The 17338-nt window shown below is 73.6% G+C and carries 21 protein-coding genes; 8 read left to right on the top strand and 13 right to left on the bottom strand.

The genetic code is table 11. The annotated features are described in order from the left end of the window. Positions 1–664 precede the first annotated feature (664 nt). Positions 665–1039: a hypothetical protein gene (locus tag ABC138_RS15300; protein ID WP_068424442.1), complete on the top strand. Its 375-nt coding sequence runs from the start codon at positions 665–667 to the stop codon at positions 1037–1039. Between the two features lie 3 nt (positions 1040–1042). Here ABC138_RS15300 and ABC138_RS15295 read toward each other — a convergent pair whose 3' ends face one another. Then, on the bottom strand, positions 1043–1453 hold the full coding sequence (locus ABC138_RS15295) for a transporter substrate-binding domain-containing protein (protein WP_170307576.1): 411 nt from the start codon (positions 1451–1453) through the stop codon (positions 1043–1045). Between the two features lie 32 nt (positions 1454–1485). On the opposite strand from ABC138_RS15295, the gene ABC138_RS15290 reads away from it, so the two are divergent. Genes ABC138_RS15290 through ABC138_RS15280 form a run of 3 tightly spaced genes read left to right on the top strand, consistent with a single transcriptional unit; the run spans position 1486 to position 3955 of the window. After that, positions 1486–2433 carry a glucosyl-3-phosphoglycerate synthase gene (locus tag ABC138_RS15290; RefSeq protein WP_068329159.1) on the top strand — a complete coding sequence of 316 codons (948 nt, stop codon included), beginning with the start codon at positions 1486–1488 and terminating at the stop codon, positions 2431–2433. Next, the gene (gene folP, locus ABC138_RS15285) at positions 2430–3290 is read left to right on the top strand and encodes a dihydropteroate synthase (RefSeq protein ID WP_068326801.1); all 861 of its coding nucleotides are present in this window, start codon (positions 2430–2432) and stop codon (positions 3288–3290) included. Before ABC138_RS15290 ends, folP begins: the two co-directional genes overlap by 4 nt. Then, positions 3287–3955, top strand: coding sequence for a hypothetical protein (locus ABC138_RS15280; protein WP_345914227.1), 669 nt, complete (start codon positions 3287–3289; stop codon positions 3953–3955). Before folP ends, ABC138_RS15280 begins: the two co-directional genes overlap by 4 nt. A gap of 72 nt (positions 3956–4027) precedes the next feature. On the opposite strand, the gene ABC138_RS15275 is transcribed toward ABC138_RS15280, so the two are convergent. The 3 genes from ABC138_RS15275 to ABC138_RS15265 are packed head-to-tail and all read right to left on the bottom strand — an operon-like array spanning position 4028 to position 5745. Beyond that, positions 4028–4405 carry a GntR family transcriptional regulator gene (locus tag ABC138_RS15275; RefSeq protein ID WP_068326794.1) on the bottom strand — a complete coding sequence of 126 codons (378 nt, stop codon included), beginning with the start codon at positions 4403–4405 and terminating at the stop codon, positions 4028–4030. A gap of 39 nt (positions 4406–4444) precedes the next feature. Further along, on the bottom strand, positions 4445–4822 hold the full coding sequence (locus ABC138_RS15270) for a GntR family transcriptional regulator (RefSeq protein WP_068326791.1): 378 nt from the start codon (positions 4820–4822) through the stop codon (positions 4445–4447). Beyond that, a complete protein-coding gene (locus ABC138_RS15265; RefSeq protein WP_345914226.1) occupies positions 4819–5745 on the bottom strand; it encodes a hypothetical protein in 927 nt (308 codons plus the stop codon). Before ABC138_RS15265 ends, ABC138_RS15270 begins: the two co-directional genes overlap by 4 nt. A 115-nt stretch (positions 5746–5860) precedes the next feature. On the opposite strand from ABC138_RS15265, the gene ABC138_RS15260 reads away from it, so the two are divergent. Beyond that, positions 5861–7201, top strand: coding sequence for an MFS transporter (locus ABC138_RS15260; protein WP_345914225.1), 1341 nt, complete (start codon positions 5861–5863; stop codon positions 7199–7201). A 9-nt stretch (positions 7202–7210) separates the two neighbouring features. Here the strand turns inward: ABC138_RS15260 and ABC138_RS15255 are convergent, their stop codons facing one another. Then, the gene (locus ABC138_RS15255) at positions 7211–8371 is read right to left on the bottom strand and encodes an acyl-CoA dehydrogenase family protein (protein WP_345914224.1); all 1161 of its coding nucleotides are present in this window, start codon (positions 8369–8371) and stop codon (positions 7211–7213) included. A 34-nt stretch (positions 8372–8405) separates the two neighbouring features. Between ABC138_RS15255 and ABC138_RS15250 the strand changes: the two genes are divergently transcribed. After that, the gene (locus ABC138_RS15250; protein WP_345914223.1) at positions 8406–9548 is read left to right on the top strand and encodes an LCP family protein; all 1143 of its coding nucleotides are present in this window, start codon (positions 8406–8408) and stop codon (positions 9546–9548) included. Here ABC138_RS15250 and ABC138_RS15245 read toward each other — a convergent pair. The 8 genes from ABC138_RS15245 to ABC138_RS15210 all read right to left on the bottom strand — a co-directional run bounded on the left by ABC138_RS15245 (position 9541) and on the right by ABC138_RS15210 (position 15087). Continuing rightward, entirely contained in the window at positions 9541–10590 is a 1050-nt protein-coding gene (locus ABC138_RS15245; protein ID WP_345914222.1) for an ATP-binding cassette domain-containing protein, read from the bottom strand. The two genes, ABC138_RS15250 and ABC138_RS15245, sit on opposite strands and share 8 nt — an antisense overlap. Beyond that, positions 10587–11363 (bottom strand): ABC transporter permease, encoded by a 777-nt coding sequence (locus tag ABC138_RS15240; RefSeq protein WP_068326777.1) that lies wholly within the window; start codon positions 11361–11363, stop codon positions 10587–10589. The genes ABC138_RS15245 and ABC138_RS15240 overlap by 4 nt, the downstream gene beginning before the upstream one ends. Continuing rightward, the gene (gene modA, locus ABC138_RS15235; protein WP_068326774.1) at positions 11360–12118 is read right to left on the bottom strand and encodes a molybdate ABC transporter substrate-binding protein; all 759 of its coding nucleotides are present in this window, start codon (positions 12116–12118) and stop codon (positions 11360–11362) included. The genes ABC138_RS15240 and modA overlap by 4 nt, the downstream gene beginning before the upstream one ends. Then, the gene (locus ABC138_RS15230; protein ID WP_068326772.1) at positions 12115–12516 is read right to left on the bottom strand and encodes a TOBE domain-containing protein; all 402 of its coding nucleotides are present in this window, start codon (positions 12514–12516) and stop codon (positions 12115–12117) included. Before ABC138_RS15230 ends, modA begins: the two co-directional genes overlap by 4 nt. A gap of 72 nt (positions 12517–12588) precedes the next feature. Beyond that, the gene (locus ABC138_RS15225; protein ID WP_338538879.1) at positions 12589–13401 is read right to left on the bottom strand and encodes an SGNH/GDSL hydrolase family protein; all 813 of its coding nucleotides are present in this window, start codon (positions 13399–13401) and stop codon (positions 12589–12591) included. Then, the gene (locus tag ABC138_RS15220; protein ID WP_345914221.1) at positions 13398–14030 is read right to left on the bottom strand and encodes a methyltransferase domain-containing protein; all 633 of its coding nucleotides are present in this window, start codon (positions 14028–14030) and stop codon (positions 13398–13400) included. The genes ABC138_RS15225 and ABC138_RS15220 overlap by 4 nt, the downstream gene beginning before the upstream one ends. Before the next feature lie 65 nt (positions 14031–14095). Continuing rightward, positions 14096–14776: a uracil-DNA glycosylase gene (locus tag ABC138_RS15215; protein ID WP_068326757.1), complete on the bottom strand. Its 681-nt coding sequence runs from the start codon at positions 14774–14776 to the stop codon at positions 14096–14098. Positions 14777–14853: 77 nt separating this feature from the next. Continuing rightward, entirely contained in the window at positions 14854–15087 is a 234-nt protein-coding gene (locus ABC138_RS15210; protein ID WP_169701978.1) for a hypothetical protein, read from the bottom strand. A gap of 191 nt (positions 15088–15278) precedes the next feature. On the opposite strand from ABC138_RS15210, the gene ABC138_RS15205 reads away from it, so the two are divergent. Both ABC138_RS15205 and ABC138_RS15200 read left to right on the top strand, forming a co-directional pair. Beyond that, a complete protein-coding gene (locus tag ABC138_RS15205; protein ID WP_068326752.1) occupies positions 15279–15923 on the top strand; it encodes a hypothetical protein in 645 nt (214 codons plus the stop codon). Positions 15924–15932: 9 nt separating this feature from the next. Next, positions 15933–17291, top strand: a complete 1359-nt coding sequence (locus ABC138_RS15200; RefSeq protein WP_345914220.1) for an aminotransferase class V-fold PLP-dependent enzyme — start codon at positions 15933–15935, stop codon at positions 17289–17291. The last annotated feature ends 47 nt before the right edge of the window (positions 17292–17338 follow it).

Below are 17338 nucleotides of genomic sequence, written 5' to 3'. Positions count from 1 at the left end.
GAACACCGATCACACCCGGCCGTTCACCACGAACCGCGAAGAGCCACTTAAGCCTCCACTTTCGTCCCGAGATCGGTCGATCCAGCCCGAGACGCTTCCACGCAGGAACGCGAAAACCGTTGGAAACACAGGGAATCCGAGCCCCAGCAGTACCCAGCCGAGGAGCCCCGCAGGGAAACAGGTGGTTGAGGGTTCGAGTCCCTTCGCCAGCTCAACGCCGGTCTGGGTCCCACGTTCGAGTGGGTGGTGCGAGGAGCGCCGGCGACGAAGCCTCGAGACCCCCTTCGGCCGCGCCCGCTCTCCCGATCACTCGGAACCAGGCAACGTCCACAGAGACGCGGGCGGTGCGCGCCCCGTCCACAGACGTGCGCCTCGGCAGTGCGGTCTTCGCTCCAGGGCGCAGTCTGGTCACAGCGAAGTGCGGCGAGCCGTCTACCTCGCTTGTCTTGAGTTGTCTACGAGACTGGACGTATGCTCATGAAACGCAGAGATGTCTTCAAAGCACTCCGCGCTGAAGCTCGCCGACTGGGGTGCCTCTGCAGATCAGTGAGGGTGGCGGTCACACGCGAGTAGCGATCGGCGGGCGTTCGAGTGTCGTGCCTCGCCACGCGGAGATCAACGAGATGGCAGCGAAGGCGATCCTCAAGCAGATGGGAGTCCGGCGGTGAAGGTCACGGCCGAAGTCGTCCGTTCGGGGCATTGGTGGGCGATCGAGGTGCCCCAGGTTCCCGGTGTCTTCACACAAGCCAAGCGTCTCGACCAGGTGGCCGGCGTCGTGGCCGACGCGGTGGCGACCATGACCGGAGTCGACGCGGACGAGGTCGAGGTGAGCCTCAGCGCTGCCCTTCGCCCCGAGATCCAACGCGACATCGATGAAGCCATCCGGCTGCGCCATGAGGCGGAAGCTGCGCGAGCATCGGCCACTGAGCAGCTCGCCCGCGCAGTCGGCGATGTCCTGGGGGAAGGGTTGACGGTGCGCGATGCCGCGATCCTGTTGCAGATCTCGCCGCAGCGTGTCTCGCAGGTGGCGCGTACCTGACCGTCAGTCGCGCTTGGCCAGCCACGTGTCGATCGAGTCCTTGAGCGCGGTCTCCTGCTCACCCACCAGCACGACGCCCGCGTCTCCCGACGACGAGGTCAGGGTGACTCCCTTCGTCGGACCGTCGGCCCCGATGATCACGTCCACCTCACCGCGTTCGACCGCGGCGGAGAGGGCGTCGAGCTCGCCGACCTGCCAGCTGGGGTGGGCGCCGATCGAGTCCGCGTAGTCGGTGACGAGCGCAGCGGCGGGACCGCTGACGTCGCCCCCCTCGTCCGGGACGGCCGTGGGCGGGTTGTCGACGACGCCGACGTTGAGGATCCCCGTGCTCTCCGCGCGGGAGAGGGCCGAGCCGGGCTCCGAGCAGCCGACGAGCAGCAGCGGCAGCAGCAGGATCCCCAGGAGTCGTCGCACGGGACCCATGATGCCTGCATACGATGAGCGCCATGCGCCTGTCGACCCGTGAGTGGCTCTCGGCGCACGGCCACGTCCACGAGGACTTCGACGCGGGCGACCTCGCCACCCGGCTCACCGAGCGCGTCAGCGTCGTCATCCCCGCCCGCAACGAGGCCGCCACCGTCGGCGAGGTCGTCGCCGGCCTGCGCCGCGAGCTCGTCGAGCGCGTGCCGCTCGTCGGCGAGCTCGTCGTCATCGACTCCGACTCCACCGACGCGACCGCGGCGATCGCCGCCGACGCCGGCGCGACCGTCCACCGCTCCGCCGACATCGCACCGCACCTCGGCACCCACCCCGGCAAGGGCGAGGCGCTGTGGAAGTCGCTCTTCGTCACCACCGGCGAGCTGCTCGTCTTCGTCGACGCCGACCTCACGGAGTGGGGGCCGCACTTCGTCACCGGGCTCGTCGGCGCCCTGACCGCCGACCCCGGGACCGTGCTCGTCAAGGGCTGGTACGACCGGGTCATGGATGTCCCGGGCAGCGCGCCCAGCACCGAGGGCGGCCGCGTCACCGAGCTCGTCGCGCGCCCCGTGCTCGACCTGTGGTGGCCCGAGCTCGCCGGCGTCGTCCAGCCGCTCGCGGGGGAGTGGGCCGCGCGGCGCTCCTTCATGGAGACGCTCACGGTGCCCACGGGCTACGGGGTCGAGATCGCCTCGCTGCTCGACGCCCTTCGCGGGCACGGCCTCGACGGCATCGCCCAGGTCGACCTCGGCGCCCGCGCCCACCGTCACCAGCGCGACCACGACCTCGCCGTCATGGCCGCGGAGCTGCTCGCCGTCGTCCACGCCCGGTACGACGGCGAGCCGGTCCCGGTGACCGTCGCGGCGGACGAGCTCGAGCAGTACACGCGCGAAGGGGGATGGCGCACCCGCCCCGTCCCGCTCGCCCAGCGCCCGCCCGCGATCGACCAGCCGGGCTACCCGGGAGGGACCCGATGAGGCTCGGCCGACACACCTTCGCCGACGACGCGATGCTCGTCATGGCGATCGTCAACCGCACGCCCGACTCCTTCTACGACAAGGGCGCGACCTTCGCCGAGGACACGGCGATGGCGCGCGTCGACCTCGTCGTCGAGCAGGGCGCCGAGATCGTCGACATCGGCGGCGTCAAGGCCGCACCCGGTGGCGACGTCGACGTCGCCGAGGAGATCGACCGCGTGTCCGGCTTCGTCGCGCGGGTCCGTGCGGCCCATCCGCAGCTCGTGATCTCGGTGGACACCTGGCGCGCGGAGGTCGGCGAATCCGTCTGTGCCGCAGGCGCGGACGTCCTCAACGACGCGTGGGGCGGGGCCGACCCGGCGCTCGTCGACGTCGCCGCGCGCCACGACGTCGGCATCATCTGCACGCACACCGGCGGGGCCGAGCCGCGGACGCGCCCCTTCCGCACCGGCTTCGAGCGGGACGTAGTCGAGGACGTGCTCGACGCGGTGCTCGGGTACGCCGAGCGCGCCCGCGCCGCGGGCGTCGCGGCCGAGTCGATCGTCATCGACCCGGCGCACGACTTCGGCAAGAACACCCACCACACCCTCGAGGTGACCCGCCGGCTCGACGAGATGGTCGACACCGGCTGGCCGGTGCTCGTCTCGTTGTCCAACAAGGACTTCGTCGGCGAGACGCTCGACCGCCCGGTCGACCAGCGCCTCGTCGGCACCCTCGCGACGACCGCCGTCTCGGCGTGGCTCGGTGCGCGGATCTACCGGGTGCACGAGGTCGCGGAGACCCGCCAGGTGCTCGACATGGTTGCCACGCTGCGCGGAGAGCGACCGCCTGCCCGGACGATGCGGGGGTTGGCATGAGTGCCGCCGTCGTCGTCGCCGTCGTCGTGCCGGCCGCCCCGGCGCTGCTGCCCGGGCTCGGGGGGAGCGCCGACCCCCTGGGGGGCCTACGTGCCCGTGCGGCAGCCCTCGTCGCCGAGACCGTGCGCGCGAAGGGGGCCGACCGTCTCGTCGTCATCGGTTCGGGGCGGACCACCCGCGCCTGGCCCGTCGACGCGCCCTCCGGTGCAGCGCGGTTCACGACCGGTCGGGTGCCCGAGGACGCGCTGCCGACGGACCTCGAGATCGGTCGGGCCCTCGCCCCCTCTGGAGGGGGCGAGCTGCTCCTGCTGTCCGTCGCCGCTGATGCCTCTGCCGAGGACTGCGCCGCCGTCGGCGGCGATCTCGCTGCCGGACCCGACGCCGTCCTCGTGGTCGTCGCCGACGGGCCCGCCACCCTCACCGACAAGGCGCCGGGCCACCTCCAGCCGGACGCAGCCCCCTTCGCCACCGGGCTGGCCGAGGCGCTGGGGTCCGCGGACGTGGCCGCGCTCGCTGCCCTCGACCCCGTGACCTGTGACCGGTTGTGGATGCGCGGGCGTCCGGCCCTGCAGGTCCTCGCCGCAGCCGCGTCCGGACTGCGCGGTGAGCTCGTCGCGGACGAGGCGCCCTTCGGTGTGCAGTACCTGCTGGCCCGCTGGACCTGAGCCCGGCGTCGTCGTGCGCACCCGGCTGACCGGAGAAGGGCAACCGGGCGCGCACCACGACGTCAGGTGGCGCTAACGCCGTCGGGCGACCCGCTCCAGCGCGTGCGCGGCCTGCTCGGGCGTCGCGCCGAGCGCGGCAGCCCGGTCGAGGAAGGCCCCGGCCGCCGCCTCGAGCCGAGCCCGGCCCTCGGCGCCAGCAGCCTCGGGCCGCGCGGCGACGCGCGTGCCGGCCCCGCGTGCGGTCGTCACGAGCCCCGTGGCCTCGAGCTCCTTGTAGGCGCGGGCGACCGTGCCGGTCGCGAGACCGAGGTCGCTCGCGAGCTGCCGGACCGCGGGGAGGCGCTCGCCCGGGGGCAGCCGACCGGACTCGATGAGGGCGGTCAGCTGCAGCCGCACCTGCTCGAAGGGCGGCTCGCGTGCCGCCGGGTCGATCGTGAGGAGCTCGCGCACCGTTCCATCCTCCCAGCCAGGGCGCGGATCACCAGTGGGTCACGGGCGGCGGCCGACGCGCTCGAGCGCCTGCACGGCCTGCTGCCGCGTGGCCCCGAGGCCGCGGGCCCGGGCGAGGTAGGACTCGGCGGCGTCCTCCAGCAGGGACAGCGCCGCGCGCGAGGTCGGCGCCGGCCGCGGCGCGACCCGCGTCCCACCGCCGCGGCGCGTCGTGACGAGACCCGAGCCCTCGAGCTCCTTGTAGGCGCGGGCGACCGTGCCGGTGGCGAGCCCGAGGTCGGCGGCGAGCTGCCGGACGGAGGGCAGGCGATCACCGCCCGTCAGCTGACCGGTCTCGATGAGCGTCGTCAGCTGCCGGCGCACCTGCTCGAAGGGCGGCGTCGGGTCGACGAGGTCGATCGTCACCGAGACGCTCACAGCGGCACCCCGACGGGCGTGGGCTCACCGCGCTGCGGCGGCGGGACGTCGTCGACGCGCACCCCGGGCCCGCTGCAGAGCCCGGCGAAGGCGACGACACCCACCACGGTGGCCGCCGCGGCCCCGACGAGGCTGAGCTCGGCGAGCAGGCCGTAGCCGCCCGGGGCGCAGTCCGAGGCGCGGGCGCCGATCGCCATGAGGACCAGGACGGGGGTGAGGGTCACGCACGCGACGAGCGTCAGCGACTGCAGCACGCCGGCGATCGACCAGCGGCGCAGCTCCGCATCGAGCCCGACGCTCTCGGCGGCCGGGCTCGGGCGCCGCGCGACGACGACGCACGTCGCCGCGGCCACGAGGACGCTCACCGCCGTCGCGAGGGCGATCGGCAGGGCGTAGTGGCTCCCGGGCCAGGGCGTGCGGGTGTGCGTCACGCCGTCGCAGACGACGCTGATCGCCCGCCCGGCGCGACCGAGGTCGTCCGCGCTGCCGTAGAGGGTCCCGACGACCAGGGCGCCGGTGAGGGCCAGCAGTGCGCCGCTCGCGGTGATCAGCCAACCCCGCGGCACGAGGTCGCCGAGCCGCCGCGGTCGCAGGTCGGCGCTGCGGGTGACCGTCATCGGCCGACGGAAGCTCGCCTCCCCGAGCCCGATCAGCACGACGACGAGGATCCCCGCGACCGCCGGGACGACGGCCGGCGCCGTGTCGGTCCCACCCAGCCCCAGCATGGGGATGGCGACGCACGCCACGACGGCCAGGGCGAGCGCGGCCAGCCGCCAGGCACGGGCGCGCCGTGCGTAGGCCACGAGGTGGACGTGCTCGTCGACGCCGACCACGAGGGCGTGGCGTCGCGCGAGGACGGCGACGAGGACCGCTGCGACCAGCCCGAGGACGAGGGCGAAGGGGAGGACGAGAGCGCCGGCCATGACCACGCCTTTGTGTCGGTTGACTGGGACAAGTCGAGGGTGCGCCCCCTTCGCTCTTGTGTCAAGCAGCCGGTACATCGGGGGCGACGTCGCCCGCCTTCGTAGCATGTACCCGGTGACCGGGACCCGACAGCTGCACAACATCGGCCGGCGTCGCGCGTACGCCATCTGGGGCGCCGCCCTCGCCGTCTACGTCCTCGCCGTCTTCCACCGGACCTCGCTCGGGGTCGCCGGCCTGCTCGCCGCCGACCGCTTCGGCATCAACGCCAGCCAGCTCGCGACCTTCACCGTCCTGCAGCTCGCGGTCTACGCCGCCATGCAGGTGCCCGTCGGGGTGATGCTCGACCGCTTCGGCTCGCGCGCGCTGATCGTCTCCGGGCTCGTGTGCATGACCGCGGGGCAGCTGTGGTTCGCCTTCGCCGACAGCTTCGCGATGGGGCTCGGCGCGCGCGTGCTCGTCGGGGCCGGCGACGCCATGGTCTTCACCGCGGTGCTGCGCCTCGTCGCGCTGTGGTTCCTCGTGCGGCAGGCGCCGGTCATCACCCAGCTCACCGGCATGATCGGCCAGATGGGCGCGGTCGCGGCGGCCGTGCCGCTGAGCGCCGCGCTCCACGGCCTCGGCTGGACCCGCACGTACGCGCTCGCCGCCTCCCTCGGCGTGGTCCTGCTGCTCGGCGTCTTCGCCTTCGTCAAGGACTCGCCGTACGAGCGGGGCGCGGTCGAGCGGATCAAGATCCGCGCCCTTCGCCACAGCCTCACCGAGGTCTGGCGCGACCCGGGGACGCGGCTCGGGCTCTCGGTGCACTTCACCGCGCAGTTCGCGCCGACGGTCTTCGCGCTGCTGTGGGGCTACCCCTTCCTCGTCTCGGGGCAGGGGCTCAGCCCGACGATGGCCTCGACCCTGCTCACCCTCATGACCGTCGTCGCGCTCTTCGCGGGGCCGACCATCGGGCGGTGGACGAGCCGCTACCCGTACTACCGTTCCGTCGTCGCGCTCGGGGTCGTCGCCGCGATCTCGCTCGTGTGGGCGATCGTCCTCGCCATGCCCGACCGGTCGCCGCTGTGGCTGCTCGTCGTCCTCGTCGCGGTCACGGCCGTCGGTGGCCCGGGCTCGATGATCGCCTTCGACCTGGCCCGCAGCTTCCACCGCAACGACCGCCTCGGCCGGGCGTCGGGCGTGGTCAACATGGGCGGCTTCGTCGCCTCGCTCGTGACGATGGCGCTCATCGGCCTCGTCCTCGACCGGCTCGCGCCCGGTGGCCCGGAGACCTACACGCTCGACGACTTCCGCATCGCGATGAGCGTGCAGTTCCTCCTGTGGGCCTTCGGGGCGTGGATGATCTGGCGCTACCGGCAGCGCAGCCTGGCCCGCGTCGCGGACGTCCCCGGCGCGATGGACGCCCTGCGGCGCGGTGACGCCCTGCTCCCCGGGATCTCCCGGGACCACGACGACTGACGAAGGGGGTCAGAGCCCCGCGAGCAGGTTGCGCGAGATGACCAGCCGCTGGATCTGGTTGGTCCCCTCGAAGATCTGGGTCACCTTCGCCTCGCGGAAGTACCGCTCCACCGGGAAGTCCTGGGTGAAGCCGGCGCCGCCGAGGACCTGGATGGCGTCGGTCGTCACCTGCATGGCGGCGTCGGTCGCGACGAGCTTGGCCACCGCGGCCTCCTTGCCGAAGGCGCGGCCGGCGTCGCGCAGCCGCGCCGCGTGCAGGTAGGTCGCGCGGGCGCTCGTCGTGGCCGCCTCCATGTCGGCGAGGAGGAAGGCCAGGCCCTGGTTGCTCGCGATGGTCCGACCGAACTGCTCGCGCTCGGAGGCATACCTCGCCGCGACGTCCAGCGCCGACTGCGCCAGGCCGGTGGCGACGGCGGCGATCCCGAGCCGGCCGGCGTCGAGGCCGGCCAGGGCCATCGGCACCCCGCGACCCAGCTCGCCGATCTGCCGGTCCCCGGTGACGGGCACGTCCTCGAAGATCACCTCCCGCACGGTGTCGCCGTGCAGGCCCATCTTCTTCTCCGGCGCGCCGAAGGAGATGCCCTCGGCATCCGCCGGCACGATGAAGCAGCTGACACCGCGGCCGCCGTCGTCGCTCGTGCGGGCGAAGGTCGTGTAGTAGTCGGCGTGGCCCGCGTGCGAGATCCACGCCTTGCGGCCGCGGATGCGCCAGTCCTCCCCGTCGCGCGTCGCGCGGGTGGTCATCGCGCCGATGTCGGAGCCGGCGAGCGGCTCGGAGAGGGCGTAGGCGCCGAGCAGGTCGCCCGAGAGCATGTCCGGCAGCAGCGCCTGCTGCTGCTCGGGGGTGCCGAAGGTGTGCACCGCGTACGCCGTCAGCGAGTGCACCGAGACACCGACCGCGACCGAGGCCCAGGCGGTGGCGATCTCCTCGACCACCTGCAGGTAGACCTCGTAGGGCTGCCCGCCGCCACCGAGCTCCTCGGGGTAGGGCAGGGAGAGCAGCCCCGCCTGCCCGAGGGTGCGGAAGACCTCCCGCGGGAAGACCTCCTCGGTGGCCGCGCGTGCCTCGACCTCGTCGACCTGCGGTCGCAGGGTCTTGTCACAGATCGCCCGGGTGAGCTCGATGAGGTCGTCACCGAGCTCCGTGGGCATGAGCCTCGTCGCTGCCATGCGGCCCACTCTAGGAGGCGCCTACGGTGGAGGGGTGAGACCACCCTTCGCCCGTACCGCCGCGACCACCGCAGCCCTGGCGCTCGCGCTCGCCGCCTGCTCCGCCGACGAAGGGAGCGACCCGGGCGCCACGACGTCCTCGCCCTCCTCCTCGGCGGGGTCGTCGTCCACGACGAGCACGTCGTCGAGCACGACGAAGCCGGCGCCGAAGGCCAGCGTCGAGGGTGCACCCGCAGCACTGAGGCAGGCGGTCGCGAAGAAGTACGGCAGCCGCCCGCTCGACGGCAAGGCCTCCCTCGGGCGCTGGCGCGGCGAGCGGGTCGCGGTCGTCACGGCCGACGACGACGTGACGCTCGCGGTGCAGCCGCGGGGCCGCACGGGGTGGAAGGTCGTCGGCGGTTGGTGGCCGAGCCTCGGCAGCGCCGGCAGGACCGACCTCGGGGGCTCACGCCACGTCCTCGTCATCGGCTCCGACGCGCGCCCGGGTCAGGACGTGGAGCGCTCCCGGGCCGACGCGATCCAGCTCCTCGGCGTCGACGGCAAGGGTGGCGCAGGCCTCATGGGCTTCGCGCGCGACCTGTGGGTGACCATCCCCGGGCACGGGCAGGGCAAGCTCAACTCCTCGATGGTCTTCGCCGGGCCGAGCGGGCAGACCGAGTCCGTCGCGAGCATCAGCGGCATCGACGTCGACGGCTACGTCGTGACCGGGTTCGACGGCTTCGAGCGGATCGTCGACGACCTCGGCGGGCTCAACTTCGTCGCGCCGCGCGGCCTGGACTCCCACCTCACCGGCGGCCAGATCGACAAGGGCTACAACCACCTGAGTGGCAAGGAGGCGCTCGCCTGGTCGCGCGAGCGCAAGAGCCTGCCCGGCGGTGACTTCGACCGCTCGCGCAACCAGGGGCTGCTCCTGGCCTCGGCCGCGATCCAGGCGCGGCTGCGCGGGCCCGGCGCCCTGCCGCGGGCGCTCACCGTCATCGACGAGCATGCGAGCAGCGACCTGTCGGCGCAGGAGATGCTCGTCTTCACGGCCTCGTTCTACCGGGTCGACCCCACCCGGGTCGGCGGGGCCGTCGCCAAGGGGCCCACCGCCATGCAGTCGGGCCAGTCGATCGTCCGGCTCGACGGCGCGTCCCAGGCCGCCTTCCGCGACTTCCGGGACGGTCGGCTCAGCTGACGCGCGCCGGGTGCACCCGCACCTGGGTCGCCTTGAGCGAGACCCACACCCTCGCGCCGGGACGAAGGGGGAGCGCCGCCAGTGCTGCAGGGGTGATCTCGGCGCTCATCTGCGCCGGCTCGTCGAGGTGCACCCGCACCCGACCGGCATGGGCCTCGACCCGTGCGACCCGGGCCGGCCAGATGTTGCGCGGCGACCCCTCGGGCCGCTCGCGGTGCAGCGAGAGCGCGTCCGGGGTGAAGGTCACCCAGCACGGGCCGCTCACCTCGTGCGGCCCGGTGGCGATGAGCAGGGCGTCTGTCTGCGCGCCCCCGCCCGGGACCGCTTGCGCCCGAAGGAGGTTGACGCCCGCCAGGCCCGCGGTGAACGCGCTGTGCGGTCGGTCGAGGACCTCGCGGACCGGCCCGTGCTCGACCCGCTCGCCGAGCACGGTGAGGGTGTCCCGCGGGCCGTCGGCGACGGTGAGCACGTCGAGGACGTCGTGCGTGACGAGCACGACGACGAGGTCGTCGCGGGCGTGGGTCACCTCGGAGAGCACGGCCCGCATCGCCGGCGTCGCCTCGACGTCGAGTGCGGCCAGCGGTTCGTCGAGCAGGAGGGCGGCCGGCTCCGCGGCGAGCGCCCGGGCGAGCGCGACCCGCGCCGCCTGGCCGCCGGAGAGCTGCTCGGGCCGCCGGTCGGCGAGCTCGGCCATGCCCACGACGGACAGCCAGTGGTCCGCGGTGGCGCGGGACTCCCTTCGCCCTCGCCCGAGACTGCGTGGGCCGAAGGCGACGTTGTCGCGCACCCCGAGGTGCGGGAAGAGCCGCGTGGCCTGCGACATGAGGACGACCCGGCGGCGGTGCGGCGGCAGGTCGTCGAGGGGGCGTCCGTCGAGGAGGACGCGGGAGGTGTCGGGCCGGCCCAGACCGGCGACGACCGACAGGAGCGAGGACTTGCCCGAGCCGTTGGGCCCGGCCACGGCGTGCCGGCCCGCGGGCAGGTCGAGGTCGACGTCGAGCCCGCGCTCGGCCCACCGGGCGGCGACCTGGAGCCGGCTCACCGGGCGCGCCCGGTCGTGCGTGCGTAGACGGTGCCGACGATGACGGTCGCGAGGACGACGAGCACGAGCGAGAGCGCGATCGCCGCGTCCTGGTCGCTCTCGCGCTGGAGGTAGATCTCCAGCGGCAGCGTGCGGGTGCGGCCCTGCGCGGAGCCGGCGAAGGTCAGCGTCGCGCCGAACTCGCCGAGCGCCCGCGCGAAGGCGAGGACGCAGCCCGAGACGAGTCCCGGCGCGACGAGGGGGAGCGTGACGCGGCTCAGGCGCCGCCACGGCCCGGCGCCGAGGGTCGCGGCCGCCTGCTCGTGGTGGACGTCGAGCCCGCGGACGGCCCCCTCGAGCGAGAGGACGAGGAAGGGGAGCGCGACGAAGGTCTGCGCGAGGACGACCGCGGTGGTCGAGTAGGAGATCGAGATGCCTGCGGCGACGAGGTGCTCACCGAGCAGCCCACGTCGGCCGAAGGTCGTGAGCAGCGCGAGCCCCCCGACGACCGGCGGCAGGACGAGCGGCACGAGGACGAGCGCGCGCAGCACCGACTGGCCGGGCCACCGGCCGCGGGCGAGGAGCAGGGCGAGCGGCGCGCCGAGGAGGACGCAGAGCCCGGTCGCGACGGCGGCGGTGCGCAGCGAGAGCAGGAGCGCGGTGACCGACGCGTCGGAGGTGAGGAGCGGCAGGAGCGAGCCGAGGTCGACCGAGGTGATGAGCCCGAGCAGCGGGACGACGACGACGAGGACCGCGCCCGCCGCCGGCAGCCACAACCACCGAGGCAGCGTCACGGCGCGCCGAACCCCTTGTCCACCAGGACCTGCTGGCCCTCCGGCCCGGTGACGAAGTCGATGAACTCCTGGGCCTCCGCGGGTGAGGAGGCGTCGGCCAGCGCCGCGATCGGGTAGCGGCTCACGACCTCGTCCGCCCCCTTCGTCTCGACGGTCCCGACCTCGTCGCCGGCGCCGGCCGCGTCCGTGACGTAGACGACCCCGGCGTCGGCCTCGCCGGTCCTCACCTTGGTGAGCACGTCGGTCACCTTGGACTCCTCGCTGGCGGGGTCGAGGGTGAGGCCCTGCTGCTCGGTGAGCTCCTTGGTCGCGGCGCCGCAGGGGACCGGCTCGGCGCAGACGACGACGTCGAGGTCGGGCCTCGGCAGGTCGGTCAGGCCGGTGATCTCCTTCGGGTTGCCGGGCTCGGTGATGATCGTCAGGACGTTCGTCGCGAAGATCGTCGGGTCGCCCGTGACCGCGTCAGCGACCTGGTCCATGGTGGCCTCGTCGGCCGAGGCGAAGACGTCGAGCCGGGCGCCGTTGTCGATCTGCGAGGCCAGGTCGGAGGAGCCGGCGAACTGGTACTCGACGCTCACGTCCTCGTGCTCGGCCTCGTAGGCGTCCGCGATCTCCTCGAAGGGTGCGGTGAGCGAGGCGGCCGCGGCCACGCGCAGGGTGGTGCCGGAGGAGCCGGCGCCCTCGGCGGAGGTGCCGCAGGCGGGGAGCGCCAGGGCGAGGGCGGCGACGGAGGTTGCGGCGAGCAGGCGCGTCACGAGGGGGCTCCCGGGGTGCCGATGACGACATTGGTCGACTTGATGGAGGCGACCGCGACCACGCCGGGCTCCAGGCCGAGCTCGTCGGCGGCCTCGCGGGACATCAACGAGACGATGCGGAAGGGGCCGGCCTGCAGGCTGACCTGGGCCATCACCCCGTCGCGCTGCACCTCGGTGACGATGCCGCGCATGCGGTTGCGGGCCGACTCGTCACGGACCGGGCCGACCGGGGCGGGGTGCGATATCTCCTGGGCCACGCGGGCCAGGTCGGCGCCGTCGACGAGGGTGGGGCCCTCCCCCTTCGTCGCGGACAGGCGCCCGCCGTCGATCCACCGCCGCACGGTGTCGGGCGAGACCGCGAGCAGCTCGGCCGCCTCCGAGACCCGCATCTGCGCCATGATCGCGACGCTATCACCGCACCTGCGCCACCGACCCTGCATTGCCCTAGGGCAATGCAGGTCCGCGGGTCATCAGTCCTCGGGCAGGTCCGCGGGGCCGAAGGGGGTCGGCTCGCCGATCTTCGGCGTCACCGTGTCGCCGGAGGAGCGGCCGGTGAGACGGCGGTGCACCCACGGTGCCGCGTACGCGCGGGCCCAGGTGGCGGTCTCGGCGACCTGCTGGCGGCGCGGCACCGGTGGCAGGGTCTCGAGCGGCGTCGTGTGCCAGGCCGGGTCGGCGACCGGCTGGTCGAGCGCGACGAGGGCGGCATGGGCCACCCTCCGGTGCCCCTCGGTGCTCAGGTGGATCCGGTCGGTGGCCCAGAGCCGCCAGTCCCTGAGCGCCTTGAGCCCCCAGAGGTTGAGCACGTGCGCGCCGTGACGCTGGGCGATCGTGAAGACATTGGCCGAGTGCTCGCCGTGGCGGGCGCGCAGGTGGGACAGCAACCCGGCGTCCTTGGGGTCCGCCGGGGTGGCCATGAGGACGTCCGCGCCGGTGGCCCTGATCCTCGCGACGGCCCGCTCGAGCCGGTCGGCCACCTCGTCCAGGTCGACCCGGGGCCGCAGGATGTCGTTGCCCCCGCCGACGACCGAGACGAGGTCGGGACCCATCGACAGGGCCGCCTCGAGCTGGGGTCCGACGACGTCGTCGAGCTTGCGGCCGCGGATCGCGAGGTTGGCGTAGCGGAACCCGCCGTCGGGCACCCGCGTCGACAGCTCGCCCGCGAGCCGGTCCGCCCAGCCGACGTACCTGCCCTCCTGCCGCGGGTCCGCGTCGGACATCCCCTCCGAGAAGGAGTCGCCGATCGCGACATAGGTGCGCCAGCGGTGGGGGGTGTCGTTCACGTGGGGAGGCCTCCGGGTCGGCAGACGAGCAGGTGGTACGGCACGGGCATGCGTGCGTCGGCAACGGTACGCCGCTCGACGCGCAGGCCTGCGGCCTCCAGCGCCGCCACGTCCTCGTCGAGCGGCCGCAGGGTGAAGCCCTCCCGGGTGAACGGCTGTGCGCGCATCCAGTCCGGGTCGGCGACCCCGAGCACGCCGCACCCGGTCGGCGCGAGGACGCGCCGCAGCTCGCGGGCGGCGGGCGCGAGGTCGGGCACGAAGTAGATGGTGTTGAGGCTGATCCACCCGTCGAGCTGCCCGTCCGAGAAGGGCAGCGCCTGCATCGACCCCTGGTGCACGGTCAGGGTGTCCGCCGCGATCTCGTCACGGTGGCGCCGGCGGATCCGCCGCACCATCGAGCGGGAGGGGTCGACGCCGTGGACGTGGCCCCAGGGGTGCAGGTGGGCGAGCAGCAGGTCGATCCCGACCCCGCCGCCGAAGCCGATGTCGACGACCGTCTCGCTGCCGCTGAGGCCCAGCGCCGTGACCGCCTCGGTCGTCACCACCCGGTTGCCCCGGTTCAGCGCCCGTGCGGCGAGCGCGCCGAGGGGCCCGGAGGGGCCCCCAGCTGGCGGCTCACGACCCGCCACCACGCCCTGCCCACGGGGGAACCCATGGCAGCAAGGCTAGGACCGGGCCTCCCGGCGTGTACAGGTCAGGCGGGCAGGCCCCAGTCGACCGGCTCGGCGCCCTGCCGGGCGAGCAGCTCGTTGGTCCGGCTGAAGGGCCGCGAGCCGAAGAAGCCGTTGCGCGCGGACAGCGGCGAGGGGTGCGCGCTCTCGATGCGCGGCACGTCGCCGAGCGCCGGCGCCAGGCTGCGCGCGTTGCGGCCCCAGAGGATCGCGACGAGCGGGCCGCCCCGGCGCGCGAGCACCTCGATGGCCCGGTCGGTGACCCGCTCCCAGCCCTTGCCCTGGTGGCTGTTGGCCGCGCCCGGGCGCACCGTGAGGCACCGGTTGAGCAGCATGACGCCCTGCTCGGCCCATGGCGTGAGGTCGCCGTTGCCGGGCACCGGCACCCCGAGGTCGTCGACGAGCTCGCGGTGGATGTTGACCAGGGACCGGGGGAGCGGCCGCACGTCAGGGGCCACGGCGAAGGACAGCCCGATCGCGTGCCCCGGTGTGGGGTAGGGGTCCTGGCCCACGACGAGGACCTTGACCTCGTCGACCGGGATGGTGAAGGCACGCAGCACGTGCTCGCCGGCGGGCAGGTACCCGTGGCCCGCAGCGACCTCCTCGCGCAGGAAGGCGCCCATGGCGGTGATGGAGTCGGCGACCGGCGCGAGCGCATCGGCCCACGACGGGTGGACGAGGTCGGTGAGTGGTCGCGCGGTCACGGGACCAACCTAGGACGGACGCGACGGAACCCCCCGGCACAGGGGGGTCCCGTCGCGTCAGGGGTGCGGAGCGAAGGTCAGCAGGTCGCACCTGACGGCGGCACGGGCGCGCCGGCCAGGTCGTGCAGCTCGATCTTCACGGCGTGCTCGACGAGCGGCGCGAGGAACTCGGGGTGGAGGTTGGTCGGCTCGATGCGCTCACGCGCCGTCGCGACCATCGCCTCGATGCGCTCGCAGGCCACCTGCGGGTACCGCACGCACAGGTCAGCGGCCATGTTGGCCATGACGTGGTCCATGTGAGGGCTGAACATCTGCGTCTCCTTGACGTCGAAAGGTGAACACAAGGTTAACATCACATGGACGGCGCGGGGAAGCGTTTGCCTGCGCGACGCCTCGGGGCCGGGGTCGTCAACTGTTCGCCGTCACGTCGCCGACTGTGCATCTCGGACGCACCCACGGCTCGGTGCAATGGGGGACCGGGCCGTCACCCAAGGAGGACCCCATGCCGACCACCCACGAGCGCGATCGCGAGTTCGAGCGGATCGTCGACGAGCTGCACGACCGCTACGCCGGTACCTTCACGCGGGACGAGGTCGCACAGATCGTCGGCGACTCCCGCGCCCGCCTGGAGCGCACGGCGACGGTCGACACCTACCTGCCCGTCCTCGCGCAGCGCTTCGCCAGGGACCGCCTGCGCTCGATCGCGCGGTCCCGCGGCAGCGCGGAGCGGGGCACGACCCACCTGCTCTTCGTCTGCAACGGCAACGCGGGCCGCTCGCAGATGGCCGCGGCCTTCACGGAGGCGATCGGCGAAGGGAGGTACGTCGCCTCGTCCGCCGGTCTCGACCCGCTGGACGCCGTGCTGCCCGATGTGCGGGCGGCGATGCGGGAGAAGGGGATCGAGCTGCCCGAGGCCTACCCCAAGCCGATCACCGACGACGTGTTCTCCGCGGCCGACGTCGTCGTCGGTCTCGGCGTCGCCGAGAACGACCTGCCGGTGGCCCGGCACAAGGTCCTGTGGGACATCCCGCCGGTCATCGACCGCAGCCCGGCGCAGGTCCGGGCCGCACGGGACGACATCGAGGCGCGCGTGCGCGGCCTCGTGGCAGACCTCGACCTCGACGTGGGCGGCGACGCGCGCCCCTAGAGTGCCCCCGTGCACGGATTCCCTGACGACAACACCTCGCTGGCCGAGCTGGCCCAGATCGTCCTCGACTACTCCAAGGAGCGGCTCGAGCTCGACCCGGTCCCGCTCGACGGTCCGCGCACGCTCGCGCAGCTCGAGGCGACGGCCGGGCAGACGGTGACCGCCGCGGGGCTCGGTGGCCACGCCGCGATGGACCTCTTCGCCGAGGTCCTGGCGCCGGCCTGCCTGTCCGTCGACCACCCGCGTTACCTCTCCTTCATCCCGTGCGCCCCCACCGAGGCCGCCGCGATGTTCGACCTCGTCGTCGGCGCCAGCTCGATCTACGCCGGTTCCTGGCTCGAGGGCTCGGGCGCCGTGTACGCCGAGAACCAGGCGCTCCGCTGGATCTCCGACCTCATCGGCCTGCCGGCCCAGGCGGGCGGCGTCTTCGTCCCCGGCGGCACCATCGGCAACCTCTCCGCGCTCGTCGCGGCGCGCACCGAGGCCCGTCGCACGGCGGCCGAGGGGCAGCGGCCCTTCCGCGTCGCGACCACTCGCGGGGCGCACTCCTCGATCCAGTCCGCCTGCGACGTCATGGACGCCGAGCTGACGACCGTCGAGCCCGACGAGCGCGGCCGGCTTACGGGTGAGCGGCTCCGCGAGGTCCTCCTGGAGGGCGGCCCCGAGACCTACTTCGCCGTCGTCGCGACGGCGGGGACGACGAACTTCGGGATCATCGACGACCTCGCCTCGGTCGCCGAGGTGTGCCGCGAGCTCGGCATCTGGTTCCACGTCGACGGGGCGTACGGCGGGGCGGGCCTGGCCGCGCCCTCGGTCCGGCACCTCTACGCGGGGATCGAGCACTGCGACAGCTTCATCGTCGACCCCCACAAGTGGCTCTTCGCCCCCTTCGACTGCTGCGCGCTGATCTACCGCAACCCGGCCGCGGCCCGCAACGCCCACACGCAACGAGCCGGCTACCTCGACGTGCTCACCGCGGCCACCGACTGGAACCCCACCGACTACTCCGTGGGTCTGACCCGACGGGCGCGCGGGCTGCCCTTCTGGTTCTCCCTCGCGACCCACGGCACCGAGGCGTACACGACCGCGGTCGAGGGCACCCTCGACGTCGCGTCCTTCGCCGAGGCCGAGATCCACCGGCGCGAGGAGCTCGAGCTCGTCGGTGAGCGCTTCCTCTCCGTCGTCGTCTTCCGTCGCATCGGCTGGACGGCCGCGGACTACGCGGCATGGTCCGACCGCATCCTCGAGGAGGAGTTCGCCTTCGTCGTGCCGACCAACCACGAGGGCGAGACCCTGGCGCGCTTCGCGATCGTCAACCCCCAGACGACCACGGCGGACATCGCCGCGATCCTCGACTCGATGGTCTGACGGGCCCCCGCGCGAGGCGACCGCGGACCGGTCGGGGATGTGACGGG

Origin of the sequence: Janibacter sp. LM (genome assembly GCF_039631275.1) — a bacterium.
GTDB classification, from domain to species: Bacteria; Actinomycetota; Actinomycetes; order Actinomycetales; family Dermatophilaceae; genus Janibacter; species Janibacter terrae.
The sequence above is the reverse complement of the archived record's forward strand: the minus strand, read 5'-3'. Positions and strand labels throughout refer to the sequence as shown.